15 protein-coding genes are annotated in these 13216 nt (G+C 65.7%); 3 read left to right on the top strand and 12 right to left on the bottom strand.

Features of this window, described 5'->3' with window-relative positions; all coding sequences use genetic code 11:
- Positions 1–2: 2 nt before the first annotated feature.
- The 9 genes from IPJ87_06590 to IPJ87_06550 form a co-directional block, all read right to left on the bottom strand.
- A complete protein-coding gene (locus tag IPJ87_06590) occupies positions 3–857 on the bottom strand; it encodes a class I SAM-dependent methyltransferase (protein MBK7941528.1) in 855 nt (284 codons plus the stop codon).
- A 40-nt stretch (positions 858–897) separates the two neighbouring features.
- Positions 898–1677, bottom strand: a complete 780-nt coding sequence (locus IPJ87_06585; protein MBK7941527.1) for a 2OG-Fe(II) oxygenase — start codon at positions 1675–1677, stop codon at positions 898–900.
- Positions 1678–1713: 36 nt separating this feature from the next.
- Entirely contained in the window at positions 1714–2448 is a 735-nt protein-coding gene (locus IPJ87_06580; GenBank protein ID MBK7941526.1) for a class I SAM-dependent methyltransferase, read from the bottom strand.
- A 74-nt stretch (positions 2449–2522) separates the two neighbouring features.
- On the bottom strand, positions 2523–4067 hold the full coding sequence (locus IPJ87_06575) for a S8 family serine peptidase (protein MBK7941525.1): 1545 nt from the start codon (positions 4065–4067) through the stop codon (positions 2523–2525).
- Positions 4068–4186: 119 nt separating this feature from the next.
- Entirely contained in the window at positions 4187–4531 is a 345-nt protein-coding gene (gene rplT, locus IPJ87_06570) for a 50S ribosomal protein L20 (protein MBK7941524.1), read from the bottom strand.
- A gap of 105 nt (positions 4532–4636) precedes the next feature.
- Positions 4637–4828 carry a 50S ribosomal protein L35 gene (gene rpmI, locus IPJ87_06565; protein MBK7941523.1) on the bottom strand — a complete coding sequence of 64 codons (192 nt, stop codon included), beginning with the start codon at positions 4826–4828 and terminating at the stop codon, positions 4637–4639.
- Positions 4829–4907: 79 nt separating this feature from the next.
- Positions 4908–5429 (bottom strand): translation initiation factor IF-3, encoded by a 522-nt coding sequence (locus IPJ87_06560; GenBank protein ID MBK7941522.1) that lies wholly within the window; start codon positions 5427–5429, stop codon positions 4908–4910.
- A 104-nt stretch (positions 5430–5533) separates the two neighbouring features.
- Positions 5534–7477: a threonine--tRNA ligase gene (thrS, locus tag IPJ87_06555; protein ID MBK7941521.1), complete on the bottom strand. Its 1944-nt coding sequence runs from the start codon at positions 7475–7477 to the stop codon at positions 5534–5536.
- A gap of 79 nt (positions 7478–7556) precedes the next feature.
- Positions 7557–8270, bottom strand: coding sequence for a tetratricopeptide repeat protein (locus tag IPJ87_06550; GenBank protein ID MBK7941520.1), 714 nt, complete (start codon positions 8268–8270; stop codon positions 7557–7559).
- A gap of 125 nt (positions 8271–8395) precedes the next feature.
- Between IPJ87_06550 and IPJ87_06545 the strand changes: the two genes are divergently transcribed.
- On the top strand, positions 8396–8794 hold the full coding sequence (locus IPJ87_06545; protein ID MBK7941519.1) for a DoxX family protein: 399 nt from the start codon (positions 8396–8398) through the stop codon (positions 8792–8794).
- A 21-nt stretch (positions 8795–8815) separates the two neighbouring features.
- Here the strand turns inward: IPJ87_06545 and IPJ87_06540 are convergent, their stop codons facing one another.
- Genes IPJ87_06540 through IPJ87_06530 form a run of 3 tightly spaced genes read right to left on the bottom strand, consistent with a single transcriptional unit; the run spans position 8816 to position 11885 of the window.
- A complete protein-coding gene (locus IPJ87_06540; GenBank protein MBK7941518.1) occupies positions 8816–9838 on the bottom strand; it encodes an AI-2E family transporter in 1023 nt (340 codons plus the stop codon).
- 18 nt (positions 9839–9856) lie between these two features.
- Positions 9857–10630 carry a DUF3667 domain-containing protein gene (locus IPJ87_06535; GenBank protein ID MBK7941517.1) on the bottom strand — a complete coding sequence of 258 codons (774 nt, stop codon included), beginning with the start codon at positions 10628–10630 and terminating at the stop codon, positions 9857–9859.
- 4 nt (positions 10631–10634) lie between these two features.
- Positions 10635–11885: an aminotransferase class I/II-fold pyridoxal phosphate-dependent enzyme gene (locus IPJ87_06530; protein ID MBK7941516.1), complete on the bottom strand. Its 1251-nt coding sequence runs from the start codon at positions 11883–11885 to the stop codon at positions 10635–10637.
- A gap of 133 nt (positions 11886–12018) precedes the next feature.
- Between IPJ87_06530 and bamD the strand changes: the two genes are divergently transcribed.
- Together bamD and IPJ87_06520 are read left to right on the top strand one after the other, a co-directional pair.
- A complete protein-coding gene (gene bamD, locus IPJ87_06525; GenBank protein ID MBK7941515.1) occupies positions 12019–12852 on the top strand; it encodes an outer membrane protein assembly factor BamD in 834 nt (277 codons plus the stop codon).
- Complete coding sequence (locus IPJ87_06520) at positions 12849–13196, top strand: DNA-directed RNA polymerase subunit omega (protein MBK7941514.1); 348 nt, start codon at positions 12849–12851, stop codon at positions 13194–13196. The genes bamD and IPJ87_06520 overlap by 4 nt, the downstream gene beginning before the upstream one ends.
- The last annotated feature ends 20 nt before the right edge of the window (positions 13197–13216 follow it).

Genomic DNA, 13216 nt, shown 5'->3' with positions numbered 1-13216 from the left:
TTTCACAACACCGCGATGATCAGCAGCTCCTTGCCGTCCTCGCGGCCCCCGACGCGTTGTGAGCGTTGGTCCCACGCCGCCAGTTCCGCCGTATCGTAGGTCCAGTCGCCGGTGAGGATCAGGTGGGGCACCTCGCGGAACAGGTGGCGCGCAAAAGGGATGTCGAGGTAGTTGGGGTGCAGCGATCCCCAGTTGACGTGGAACAGGCCCGGCTCACGGCGTCGGTAGGCGTCGCTGCCGTTGGGGCAGAAGGCCATGAACAGCCCCCCCGGCACAAGGTGCGCCCGGCTGAAGGTCACCAGGTCGGGGATAGAGGCCAGGTGCTCGATCACATGCGAACTGCTGATGACGTCGTAGCGGCCCTGCACCGCGGCGGGGTCGCTGTGGATGGTAACGCCCAGGGTACGCTGCCCGAAGGCGGCACGTGGCCGGCTCAGTTCGAAGCCCTCGGCATCCAGCCCGGCCCGGTGCATCTTGAACACGTGATAGCCCCAGCTACAGCCGTAGTCCAGCACGCGCCCGGCCTGCGGGCGAAGCGCCTTGATGTACGGGGAGATGTCGCGCAGCTCCGGGAAGCCTTCCGCCTTCAGCTTTTCCATGGCCGCCGCATCGGGCAGCTTGGTGATCATGTGGGTGTCCACCGTGTACTCCTTCTGGTAGAAGCGCTCCAGCCAGGCCGGATCGTCCTTGGGGTGGCGGTGCCGCAGGTGGCATTGCCGGCACTCCAGCAGCCAGGTGACGATGTACTTGTGGTCCACCACCCGCAGGTCGGTGCCACCGCAACAGGGGCAGCGCCGCTCCTGGCGCACGTTCAGGGCGGAACGAAGCCAGTAGTCGGCCTTCAGCTTGAGGCTCATGCGCGTAAGGACGGTGTTGACAAAGGCGGTCCGGGCAGCCTCACGCCTTGTTGATCCGTTCCAGGAAGGCTTTGATCCCACTGCTGAAGCGCTTCACCTGCCCGCCCACGCCTTCGGTGTTCACATACACCGTGTTGTGCTCTTCGGCGATCTCACCTTCGGGCCGGGTGGCCGTGTAATAGTAGGTGGCGAGGCTTTTGCGGTTCACGCCGGGCGGGGTCCGCAGTGGACGGGGATGCCCGTGGAAGCTGATCTCGTTGGTCTCGAACATGGCGCACCGGTTGAACAGCGGCGCCACCTTGCCAAGCAACCGCTTGTCGCTGCCGGTGAGGTCCCACAGTTCCAGATGCCCCTCGTACTCGTCCTTCCAGTCCTTGTTCATGTACACCAGCACGTTCAGCCGCCGGTGGTGCTTGGTGTCCGGATGGAAGTTGTAGTCCACATGCACGTTGAGGAAGGCGCCGGTGATGCTCTGGTGCAGACCGCCTCCGAAGAGCTTGTCGTCGCCTTCCAGCCCTTCAATGCCACTGATCTCCTCCAACCAGGCCAGCAGTTCCGGGCTGTTGAGCTCCTTGAAGGCCCGGTCCATCACACTGCCCGGCTCGAACACCGTCTTGCTGAACTTGTTCTTCTGGTCGATGTACGTGGTGCCGTCCCAGGTGCCCTCGCCGATGGCAGGGTAGCTGTTGTACACCTCCTCGGCCTTGTCGGGCTTGAAGAAGCCCTCGAACATGGTCCAGTGGTAGGGACGTTGCGAGCGGAACGCGGTGCGGATCTCGTCGGTGCGGGCCCGCAGCCGGTCCATGTCGATGAATTCCATGGTGGATGCTTGTCGGTCGAAGATAGCGGCCGCCGTTCACACCACGAGCAGGGCCACCTGATAGTAGTTGTTCACCGCGCCCAGCAATTCCGTGCGGACGTACCACGAGGCCTGGAACGCCTGCAGCGCGGCGAACTCGTGGTTCGGCACGTTGAACTCATCGAACAGCAGCACGTCGCCGGCGCGCAGATGCGGACCCAGCGCGGTGAGCACGAAGAGGGTGGAGGAGTAGAGGTCGGCATCCAGGTGGATGACCTTGCGGCGGCCTTCGGTGAACGGGGCCGTGCGCAGGAAGGGCAGCAGGGTGTCCTGAAAAAGGCCCTTGTGGAAACGCCCCCGCGGGTCGACGAGCTGGGGCACGCCGGCGGCCATGTCGCCCTTGGCGAACGCACCCCACTGCTCGGGCAGGCCCTCGAAGGTGTCGAAGCCGTGGAAGCGGCTGTCGGCATGCCGGGCTTGGCCGAGCCACCAGAGGAACGAACGCCCGTCGAACACGCCGAACTCCAGGTAGTCGATGGCCCCGTCCTGCAGCCCGGACCGCCGGATGACATGCTCGTGGAGCTGTTCCCGCTTCGCATGCACCCGCTTGAAGGTGTGGAAGTCATTGAGCACGTCGGGGGCCTTGCGCTGTCGAGCGATCCAGGCCGAGAGCGCCAGGGTATTGGCCGCGAACCGGAAGGGATGCGTGGACCAGCCCAACCACACGTGCGGCCGCAGGAGCAGCAGAAGCCCCTTGGCGTGGATGTGGAGCCGGATGAGGGCGTTGCGCATGGGGCGTGGGCCGGCAAGGATACGCAACGGCCCCGCCTCCCGGTCCGGGGCGGGGCCGTTGCGCCTCGTGCTCCTCAGAGCGCCAGCGCGCAGTTCACTGCGGCAGCGGCGTTGATGTTGCCATAGCCCTTGCTGCTGCTGGGCCCGGTGGCGAACTGGGCCGTGCTCTTCAGGCAGGTGAGCACCTGGTCGCGCGTGGCCGTGGGCCTGGCGCTCCACACCAACGCCGCGATGCCGGCGGCCGTGGCCGCGGCGCTGCTGCTGCCACCGATGTAGGTGGGGGTGGCGCCGTTGGGCGCCAGCGAGAGCGAGTTGCGGCTGCTGTTGCTGCTGCGCTCCATGCAGATGGTGAGGTCGATCTGCGATCCGTCGTGGCAGCTGCCGCATTTGCTTCCGTTCTCCTTCACCCCGGTCACCGCCACGCAGTTGCTGTAGGCCGCCGGGTAGATCACGCCCCACCAGCTGGTCCAGCTGAAACTCGTGCCGCCTGCGGCGAACACGAGCTTGCCCTGGCCGTGCGCATAGTTGACCCCATCGCTCAGCACGCTGTAGCTGAACGGCGTGCCGATGCTCATGCTGATCACCCGTACGGCCGGGTCGGCGCCCAGGGCCAGCAGGGCGTTCTTCACCGCCGTGCGCTCGCTGCTCTTGTCCAGCACCACGTCCTCACTGGCGCGCACGAAGCGCAGGTTGCTCTTGTAGGCCACGCCGGTGGTCGCTCCGCCGCTGTTGCGCGGGCCCACCGCCTGCCCGGCCATGGCCGTGCCGTGGGAGCAGCTGGTGTAGGCCGTGGTGCCCAGGGTGGCCGATGCGGTGAACGTGCGGCCCACGTTGCTCTCGCCATCGTTGAAGGCGGCGCCGACGTATCCCTGTGCCGAGCTGAGACCGGCGTCGATCACACCCACAGTGATGCCCAGGCCCTGTGCGGCGTTCCACGCGGTGGGGATGCCGTGGTTGTTGAAGTTCCACGGCAACCGAGCGTTGGGGCTGATGGTGCTGACGTCGGCGGCATTGAGCGCGGCGGTGCTGGGGCTGCAGCCGCTGGTGCTCCGGTCGGCCACCGCAGGCCAGTAGTCCAACGGCTCCACATAGCGCACGTTGCGCAGGTTGGCCAGCATGGTCAGCACGCGGGCGTCGGTGAGCCGCAGGGTGAGGATGGGAAGCACGGGATCATCCTCCACCAGGATGTCGCGCAGGTCGAGCGGGTCGCGGCGGCCTTCGTTCAACAGGCCCAGGATCCGTTCCAGCAAGGCATCGTGCACGGCGCGCCATTCGGCCGAGCCGATGTCGATGCGGTGGAGCTGCTCATCCACGCCTGTGGCGTTCGCCGGCTGGTAGCCGATGCTCACGCTGTGGTCGTTGTACTGAGTGGCGCTCCACAACGTGTGCAGGTCCACCATGTCCCACCGGAAGTCGTTGCGCGCTTCCAGGATGCCGATGACGGCCCGGTCCAAGGCCTCCTGGTCGAGCGGGGGGCCTTGCGGAACAGGCAGCGGCTGCGCGCGTTCGACAAGAACGAGGTCTTGCTGCAGGTCGTCAGGGGTGGTGCCTGGTTCGCGGCGGCACGCGGTGAGCAGCAGGGCGCCAGCGAGGATCAGGAGGTGTGGGTGGATGCGCATGGTGGAGTGTTGCTGGCGAAAAGCTACACGCTTCCGCCGGACCTGCAAGCCACCCCCCAACGACGAAGGGGGACCGAGGTCCCCCTTGCCTGCGGTGCCCTTTGTGGGCGGCCGTCGGATCACTTCACCTTCTGCACGATGGCCTTGAAGGCGTCGGCGTCGCTGTAGGCGATCTCGGCCAGGGCCTTGCGGTCCAGGTCGATGTTGGCCTTCTTCAGACCGGCCATGAAGACACTGTAGCTGGTGCCGTTGAGGCGGCACGCCGCGTTGATGCGTTGGATCCAGAGGGCGCGGAAGTCGCGCTTCTTGATGCGTCGGCCGGAGTAGGCGTGGGTGAGGCCCTTCTCCACGCTGTTCTTGGCGACGGTATAGACGTTCTTGCGGCGGCCGAAGCTGCCTTTGGCCAGCTTGAGGATCTTCTTGCGCTTGGCGCGGCTGGCGACCTTGTTCTTACTGCGGGGCATGTTGCCTTGGGTTTTCGGGCGTGGGCGGAACGCGCTGTCGGCGTACGCTTGGGGGCTCCACGTCCTGGTTAACGCTACCTGTTCGACCCGGTGCGGGAGGGTCCCTTACTTGAGCAGTTCGAGGATGTTCTTCTCGTCACGCTTGTGCACCAGGGCCATCTTGGCGAGGTTGCGCTTGCGTTTCTTGTGCTTCTTCGTAAGGATGTGGTTGTGGAACGCGTGCTTGCGTTTCACCTTGCCGGTGCCGGTGAGCTTGAACCGCTTCTTGGCGCCGGACTTGGTCTTCATCTTGGGCATGGCCTCTCTGCGTTGATGATCGACGGTCGGGTGATCGGGTGTGGTTGGATGGGTGAATGATGGCGATGTCGACCTCGCCTTATTTCTTCTTCTTCGGGATCAGGAACATGATCATGCGCTTGCCCTCCAGCTTGGGCATGCTCTCCACCAGGCCCACGTCCTCCAGTACCTGGGCGAACTTCAGCAGTAGGATCTCGCCCCGCTCCTTGAACACGATGGTGCGGCCTCGGAAGAACACGAAGGCCTTCACCTTGTGGCCTTCCAGCAGGAACTTGCGGGCGTGGTTGGTCTTGAAGTTGAGATCGTGCTCGTCGGTGTTGGGCCCGAAGCGGATCTCCTTCATTTCGACCGTGGCCTGTTTGGCCTTGATCTCCTTCTGCTTCTTCTTGAGGTCGTACAGGAACTTCTTGTAGTCGGTGATCCGGCACACGGGCGGAACCGCCGCTGCGCTGATCTCCACGAGGTCCAAACCCATGTCCTCCGCCATCTTGAGCGCCACGCTGAACGGGTATACGCCCTGTTCCACGTTCTCGCCCACCACGCGCACCTCGCTCACACCGTAGATGCGGGAGTTGATGCGGTGGGGATCCTCCTTGACCACGCGGCCACGGAAGGGACGACGAGGCCCGCCACCCGGAGGGCGCGGTCCGCTGGGACGATTGAAGGGTGGTCCTGCCACGAAGGGGGTGTTGGTTCCTGTTGCGTTCACAAGCCGCCGAGCTGCTCCCGCACCCGTTCGTTCACCAGGTCGGCGAAGGACCGGACGCCCATGGCGCCCAGGTCGCCCCGGCCTTGTTCCCTTACGGATACGGTGCCTTCGGCGGCTTCCTTTTCACCGAGGATGAGCATGAACGGCAGTTTGGCCAGCTCCGCATCGCGGATCTTGCGGCCGATCTTCTCGCTACGCTCGTCAACGGCGGCGCGAATATCGGAATCTTTCAGATCCCCAGCGACTTGCCGCGCCAGGTCGAGGTACTTGTCGCTGATGGGCAGCACGATGGCCTGCTCGGGGGTGAGCCACAGCGGGAAGCGCCCGGCGGTGTGCTCGATCACCACCGCCACGAAGCGCTCCAGGCTGCCGAAGGGTGCCCGGTGGATCATCACCGGCCGGTGCCGCTGGTTGTCGGCGCCCACGTACTCCAGCTCGAAGCGTTCCGGCAGGTTGTAGTCCACCTGGATGGTGCCTAGCTGCCACTTGCGGCCCAGGGCGTCCTTCACCATGAAGTCCAGCTTGGGGCCGTAGAAGGCGGCCTCGCCGTACTCCACTACGGTCTTCAATCCCTTCTCGGCCGCCGCGTCGATGATGGCCTGCTCGGCCTTCGTCCAGTTCTCGTCCGAACCGATGTACTTGCTGCGGTCCTCCCTGTCGCGCAGGCTGATCTGCGCCTCGTAGCTGGTGAGGTCCAGGGCCTTGAACACCGAAAGCACCAGGTCGATGACCTTCATGAACTCCTCCTTCACCTGGTCCGGCCGGCAGAAAAGGTGGGCGTCGTCCTGGGTGAAGCCGCGCACCCGCGTGAGGCCATGCAGCTCGCCGCTCTGCTCGTAGCGGTACACCGTGCCGAACTCGGCGTAGCGGATCGGCAGGTCCTTGTAACTGCGCGGACGGCTCTTGTAGATCTCGCAGTGGTGCGGGCAGTTCATCGGCTTCAGGAAGAACTCCTCGCCCTCGTGCGGGGTCTGGATCGGCTTGAAGCTGTCCTTGCCGTACTTCTCGTAGTGCCCGCTGGTGACGTACAGGTCCTTGTGGGCGATGTGCGGGGTGGCCACCTGCTCGTAGCCGCTCTTCTCCTGGGCGGCTTTCATGAAGTTCACCAGCCGCTCGCGCAGGGCCGCACCCTTGGGCAGCCACAAGGGCAGCCCGGGGCCCACCTTCTCACTGAAGGTGAACAGATCCAGTTCCTTGCCCAGCTTGCGGTGGTCGCGCTTCTTGGCTTCTTCCAGCAGGGCCAGGTGCTCATCGAGCTCCTTCTGCTTGGGGAAGGTGATGGCATACACCCGCGTGAGCTGCTTGCGCTTTTCGTCGCCGCGCCAGTAGGCACCGGCCACGCTCGTCACCTTGGCGGCCTTGATGAAGGAGGTGTCCGGGATGTGCGGGCCGCGGCACAGGTCGGTGAAACCACCCTGCGTGTAGAAGGTGATCTCGCCATCGTTCAGGCCCTCCAGCAGCTCCAGCTTATACTCATCACCCTTCTCCCGGAAGTAGGCGATGGCGTCGGCCTTGCCCACCTCCTTGCGCTGGTACACGCTCTTCTTGGCCGCCAGCTCCTTCATCTTGGCCTCGATGGCCGCGAAGTCGCCTTCGCCGATGACGCGCTCACCGAGGTCGATGTCGTAGTAGAAGCCGTGCTCGATGGGCGGCCCGATGCCGAACTTGGTGCCCGGGTAAAGCGCCTCGATGGCCTCGGCCATCAGGTGCGCGCTGCTGTGCCACATCGTGGCCTTGCCCTCCGCGTCGTTCCAAGTGAGCAGATGCAGGGTGCAGTCGCCGGGCAGCGGGCGCAGGGCATCGCGCACCTCGCCGTTCACTTTGGCGGCCAGCACGTTGCGGGCCAGTCCTTCACTGATGCTCTTCGCCACGTCCATGGCGCTCACGCCGTGGTCGTAGCTCCGGACCGAACCGTCCGGAAGGGTGACGTTGATGCTCATGGCAGCGCTTCGGCCACCCTACGAGCGGTGGTCGCGAAAGGGGCGCGAAGATAACGGTCCGGACGCGCTGACGATGCGCTCAGAGGCAATGGATGATGAGCATCTCGTCCAGCGAGGCGTCGCCCAGTTCACGCGCCTTGATGATGTCCGCGCAGGCTTCCTCGGTGCGCCCCAGGGCGATCAGCGCCTGCGCCCGGCCTCCGAAGGCCTTCACCAGCGTGGGGTCGAGGGAGAGGGCATGGGCCAGGTCGGCCACGGCCGCATCGTGCTCGCCCAGAGTGTTGCGCACCAGCCCTCTGTTGCACCAGGCCTTGGCGTCGGTGGGCGCCAGGCGGACAAGCTCGTCATATTGGGCCAGGGCCCCCTCGCGGTCGCCACGGGCCACCAGCACCTGCCCCCACGTGTACCTCGCATGAAGGCCGATGGCATGCTCCGGTGCGGCCTCCCGGATCGCGCGCAGGTCGCCTTCGGCCTCCTCGAAGCGTTCGGCCTTCACATAGGCCTCAGCACGTCGCAACCGGATGTTCAGGTCGCCCGGCTCGAGCATCAGCGCGCGGTCCAGGTCGTGCAGGGCTCCGGTGCGGTCGCCCAAGGCCTCGCGGCTCAGGCCGCGGTAGTACCACGCGCGGGCATGCTCCGGGCGTTGGGCGATCACCCCGGTGAAGATGTCCACGGCGGCGCGGTGCTCCTGGTGCCGTAAGGCGGCGAGCCCGTCCACGAAGGGGTCGGCAGCATCTTGGGCGGCGAGGGCCATGGGGACCGCGAAGGAGATGGTAAGCAGGGTGCAACGCATGGCCCCCTTGAACGGGATCCGCGGGCCCGGGGTTCAGGCCGTTCACGTCCGGTGGTGGATAGATACCGGCCCACGTCCGATCCCCCTGCCCGGGCCCCGGATAAGTTCGCACCACATTCAACGCCATGCTGCTGAACAGTGAACCCCTGGGTGAGGACTTCGGCGTGCTGCTGCTCCGCGTGACCGCTGGCGGCGGCATGTTCTGGCTGCACGGGTGGCCCGAGCTGATGCACTTCAGCGAGCGCATGGACAGCTTCGCGGACCCCTTCGGCATCGGCTCGGTGATCTCGCTGGTGCTGATCATCTTCGCCGAGGTGCTATGCTCGGCCCTCGTGGTGCTGGGCCTGTGGACGCGTGCGGCCCTCATCCCCCTGCTGATCGCCATGGGGGTGGTGGTGTTCATGATCGATGCGGGCGAGCCGTTGAAGGAGCGCGAGCTCGCGCTCTTCTACCTGCTGTCCTTCACCGCGCTGCTCTTCACCGGCAGCGGGCGGTTCAGCATCGATCGCATCAAGTTCCAGTAGCGGGCCGTAGCGCCCCACGGGTCAGGCACCGGTGCCGCCGAACCAGCGCTTCAGCGGAAGCAAAGCGGGCACATCCTCGGCCACCAGCACGCCGAGCGACACCAAGGGCAGCAGCAGGATCATGCCGGCCACGCCCCAGAGCGCGCCTCCGGCGAAGATGACCACCAGGCTGGCCAGGGTGCTCAGGCCCAGGCGTTCGCCCACCACCTTGGGGAAGATGAGGTTGGCCTCCAGGTACTGCACCATGCCGAGCACGGCGATCACGCCCACCGGCATCCACAGCGATCCGCTGGAGGTGTAGGCCAGCGCGATGGGGAGCAGCGAACTGAACAGGATGCCGACGTAAGGGATCATGGTCATGATGGCCGTGAGCAGGCCGAAGAGGATGGCGTAGGGCACCCCGAGCAGCAGGAAGCCGAGGCTGTTGAGCGCGCCGACGATGAGGTACACCCGCACCATACCGCTGATGAAGCGGGCGTAGGTGGTGACGGCCTTGGCCAGGATGGACGGGATGCGCGGTGCCAGGTCGGTGGGCACGGTGTCGGCCAGCGTGGCCACGAAATGGCGGCGGTTGTAGAGCAGCAGGGCCGTGTACACCGGGATGATGAAGGCGTTGAACGCCATGCCGAACAGCCCGTTGAGGAGGCTGCCGAGCACGGCAGGGACCCGCCCTGGCAGCGCGGTGGTCAGGGAGTACCACCAGGCTTCGCGATGCCGTTCCATCAGGTCGTGCACCCAGTGGTCCATCCGCTCCCAAAGGCTGCCTTCCGAGGCCGGAAGCCGGTCGAGGAACAACCCCACCTGCCAGGCGAGCAGCCCCAGCAGCGCGCCCACCAGCACGAGCACCAGCAGCAGGGAGGTGCCGATGGCCAGGCTCCGCGGCCAGCGGCGCCGTTCCAGGCCGGCCACCATGGGGTGCAGCACCAGGGCCAGCAGAAGGGCATAGAGGAGGGGGATGAACACCGGCGCGCCCCACACCAGCAGCAGCAGCAGCGCCACGGCCTGCACGGGCCAGGTCCACAAGGCGCCGTTGGTCCGTTCCATGTGTCCAAGGTAGCCCGCTCAGGGCATGCCCCCACCCGCGCGGGTCACCCACAGGACGGCGATGGCCATGCCCACCACCACCACCAGCAGGTAGCCGACGCCCGCGGCCAGGACCGCACGCAGCAGGATGAAGCGCCCGGCCTTGCCCTGGAAGAGCTGCATGGTGCCCCAGACGTACAGCCCGGCGTAGGCCAGCATGATGAACGGCGCCATGAGCAGCGCGCCTTTCACGCCGAGGACGGCGATCACGGGGAATTGGATCAGGCTCACCACGTACCGCTGCCCGGCGAGGAAGCAGTTGATCACCAGGTGCTCGGGGTAGGTGCGGCCGGCCTTGCGGAAGAAGAACCACGAGGCGCCCGCGATCAACGGCAGGGTGGTCAGTTCCAGCAGCGCGTAGTGCGCATTGAACCAGTCCAACAGCGCCAGCGCCTGCGGCGGCATCCGGTCCCCGCCGGGAAGGTCGGCCAGGAGGTTCGGGGTGATGAGCGTGGAGAGGAAGCTGTACACCCCGGCGGTGATGACCACGAAGGCCAGCGGCTTGAAGTGGCGGACCCGCTTCCCGTCCAGGAACTCCCGGATGCTGTGCCCGGGCCGGGTGAACAGCTCGCGCAGGGTGTACAGGATGCCCCGGTCGACATGGAGCACCCCGTGCTGAAGCTCGTGCACCAGGTAGTGCCCGTCGATCCTTCGCGCTCCCGTGCGCTGCCCGCAGGAGGAACAGAACGCGTCGGTCGCCTGGTGTCCGCAGTTGGCGCAGGTGCCACGCCGTTCCTCGGGCCGATCGGTCATGCCCTCAGACCTTCATGTCGGCCACCTTCTCGCCGCGGTACGCGCCCAATTCCAGCTTCTTCTTCACCTCCCGGAAACTGGCGATGGTGCGCTCCACGTCCTGCATGCTGTGCACGGCCGTCGGGATCAGGCGCAGCAGGATCACGTCCTTCGGCACCACGGGATACACCACGATGCTGCAGAAGATGCCGTGGTTCTCACGCAGGTCGAGCACCACGTTGGTGGCCTCGGGGATGCTGCCTTTCATCAGCACCGGGGTGACGCAGCTGTTGGTGACACCGATATCGAGCCCGGCCTCGCGCAGGCCGCTCTGGAGCGCCCTGGTGATGGTCCAGAGCTTCTCGCTGAACTCCGGCCGTGTGCGGATCATCTCCAGGCGCTTCAGCGCTCCGATCACGATCGGCATGGGCAGGCTCTTGGCGAAGGTCTGGCTGCGCATGTTGTAGCGCAGGTACATGATCACGTCCTCGGGCCCGCTCACGAAGGCGCCGATGGTGGCCATGGCCTTGGCGAAGGTGCCGAAGTAGATGTCCACGCCCTCCTGCACGCCCTGGGCATCGGCCGTGCCGCGGCCATCGCGGCCCATCATGCCGAAGCCATGGGCATCGTCCACGAAGAGGCGGAAGTTGTACTTCGCCTTGCGCTCCACGATCTCCTTCAGCTTGCCCTGGTCGCCGGCCATGCCGAACACGCCCTCGGTCATCACCAGGATGCCGCCGCCGGTCTCCTTGGTCACCTTGGCCGCCTTCTCCAGCATGTTGTCCAAGCTGGCCATGTCGTTGTGCTGGTACACGAAGCGCTTGCCCATGTGCAGGCGCGCGCCGTCGATCATGCAGGCGTGGCATTCGCTGTCGTACACCAGCACATCATGGCGGCTCAGCAGCGCCTCGATGGCGCTCATGCAGCCCTGGTATCCGTAGTTGAGCAGGAAGGTGTCCTCCTTGCCCATGAAGTCGCTCAGCTCATCCTCCAGCTGCTCATGGTACTTGGTCTGGCCGCTCATCATACGGGCGCCCATCGGGTAGGCCATGCCCCATTGCGCCGCCGCTTCGGCGTCCACATGGCGGACCTCCGGGTGGTTGGCCAGGCCCAGGTAGTTGTTCAGGCTCCACACCAGCACGGGCTTGCCGCGGAAGGTCATGTGCGCCCCCAGCTCGCCCTCCAGCTTCGGGAAACTGAAGTAGCCGTGGCTGTCCTTGGCGTGGCGACCGATGGGTCCGAGGTCCTTGCGGATCTTATCGAAGATGTCGTTCATGGGTGGGGCGGCTTGCGAGCGGCAAAAGTATCACTGCCCCTGCATGGCCGGGAATGACCCGGCGGGCCTGGGCGGAAGTGCTCCCGGGCCGCCCGACCGTCACCGACTATCTTTGCCGCCTTTTCCGCTCGGTTTGTCCCACGCCCGGTCCTCCATCGCGTCACTGATCGCCGCCTTCGCGGTCGCTGTGGCGCTCCTGGCGGGTTGCGGCAAGTTCAACCGCGCCCTCAAGAGCACCGACCTGGACCTGAAGCTGCGCACCGCGCAGGAGTTCCACGACAAGGGCCAGTTCGAGAAGGCGCTGCCGCTGCTGGAGGAACTGGTGTCGCTCACCCGGGGCTCGTCCATGAGCGAGCGGGTCAATTACCTGCACGCCAAGAGCTACTTCGGGTTGAAGGACTACACCATGTCCGGCTACTACCTGGGCAACTTCACCCGCACGTTCCCCACCAGCCAGTATGCGGAGGAGTGCGCCTTCCTGACGGCCTTTTGCCACTACAAGAACTCGCCCAGCTACGAGCTGGACCAGTCCGATACCCGCTCGGCGATCGATGCGTTGCAGCTCTTCCTGATCCGCTATCCGACCTCGGCCCTGAAGGACAGTTGCAACACCCTGATCGACGTGCTGAGGGACAAGCTCGAGGTCAAGGACTTCGAGGGGTTGAAGCAGTACCACAAGCTGCGCAACTACCAGGCCGCCGGGGTGGCCGCCGAACAGTTCCTGCGCACCTGGCCGAACAGCCGTTTCAGGGAGGAGGCCATGTATCTGGCCGCCGAAAGCGCGGTGCTGCTGGCCGACAACAGCATCGAAAGCAAGCGGGAGGAGCGTTTGCGCGCGGCGATCAAGAGTTGTGATACCTTCGCGGACGCTTTTCCGGAGGCCGAGCGCACCCCCGACGTGAAACGGATGGCCGACGCCTGCCGGACGAAGCTGAACGCATCCCCGCAATCCGCACCGACCCCATGACCCCCAAGCACCAGAACGCCGCCAAGACCACCGTCACCCGCGACGTGGACCAGCTCGACCAGGAGATCGGCAACGTGTACCAGACCGTGGTGATCCTCGGCAAGCGTGCCAATCAGGTGGCCGTCGGCATCAAGGAGGAATTGGGCGCCAAGCTGGAGGAGTTCGCCAGCAACGGGGAGAACCTCGAGGAGGTGTATGAGAACCGCGAGCAGATCGAGGTGAGCAAGCACTACGAGAAGATGCCGAAGCCCTCGGCCATCGCCGTGCAGGAACTGGTCGAAGGCCGCCTCCACTTCCGCCATCCCGAGCAGGGCGAGGTGGCGCCGGCTTCCGCCAACGCCTAAGCCGTCCGGCCCCGCTGGCC

The sequence above is a fragment of the Flavobacteriales bacterium genome (genome assembly GCA_016713875.1).
Lineage (GTDB): Bacteria > Bacteroidota > Bacteroidia > Flavobacteriales_F > PHOS-HE28 > PHOS-HE28.
Note: the sequence above shows the minus strand (reverse complement) of the source record. Positions and strands in the feature narration are given on the sequence as shown.

Coding starts and splice junctions, on each gene's coding strand:
- IPJ87_06535 (MBK7941517.1), bottom strand. CDS start 10,630: ATGACCGATCGGCCCGAGGAACGGCGTGGCACCTGCGCCAACTGCGGA.
- rplT (MBK7941524.1), bottom strand. CDS start 4,531: ATGCCCCGCAGTAAGAACAAGGTCGCCAGCCGCGCCAAGCGCAAGAAG.
- thrS (MBK7941521.1), bottom strand. CDS start 7,477: ATGAGCATCAACGTCACCCTTCCGGACGGTTCGGTCCGGAGCTACGAC.
- IPJ87_06575 (MBK7941525.1), bottom strand. CDS start 4,067: ATGCGCATCCACCCACACCTCCTGATCCTCGCTGGCGCCCTGCTGCTC.
- IPJ87_06520 (MBK7941514.1), top strand. CDS start 12,849: ATGACCCCCAAGCACCAGAACGCCGCCAAGACCACCGTCACCCGCGAC.
- IPJ87_06530 (MBK7941516.1), bottom strand. CDS start 11,885: ATGAACGACATCTTCGATAAGATCCGCAAGGACCTCGGACCCATCGGT.
- IPJ87_06585 (MBK7941527.1), bottom strand. CDS start 1,677: ATGGAATTCATCGACATGGACCGGCTGCGGGCCCGCACCGACGAGATC.
- IPJ87_06580 (MBK7941526.1), bottom strand. CDS start 2,448: ATGCGCAACGCCCTCATCCGGCTCCACATCCACGCCAAGGGGCTTCTG.
- IPJ87_06545 (MBK7941519.1), top strand. CDS start 8,396: ATGCTGCTGAACAGTGAACCCCTGGGTGAGGACTTCGGCGTGCTGCTG.
- rpmI (MBK7941523.1), bottom strand. CDS start 4,828: ATGCCCAAGATGAAGACCAAGTCCGGCGCCAAGAAGCGGTTCAAGCTC.
- IPJ87_06540 (MBK7941518.1), bottom strand. CDS start 9,838: ATGGAACGGACCAACGGCGCCTTGTGGACCTGGCCCGTGCAGGCCGTG.
- IPJ87_06550 (MBK7941520.1), bottom strand. CDS start 8,270: ATGCGTTGCACCCTGCTTACCATCTCCTTCGCGGTCCCCATGGCCCTC.
- IPJ87_06590 (MBK7941528.1), bottom strand. CDS start 857: ATGAGCCTCAAGCTGAAGGCCGACTACTGGCTTCGTTCCGCCCTGAAC.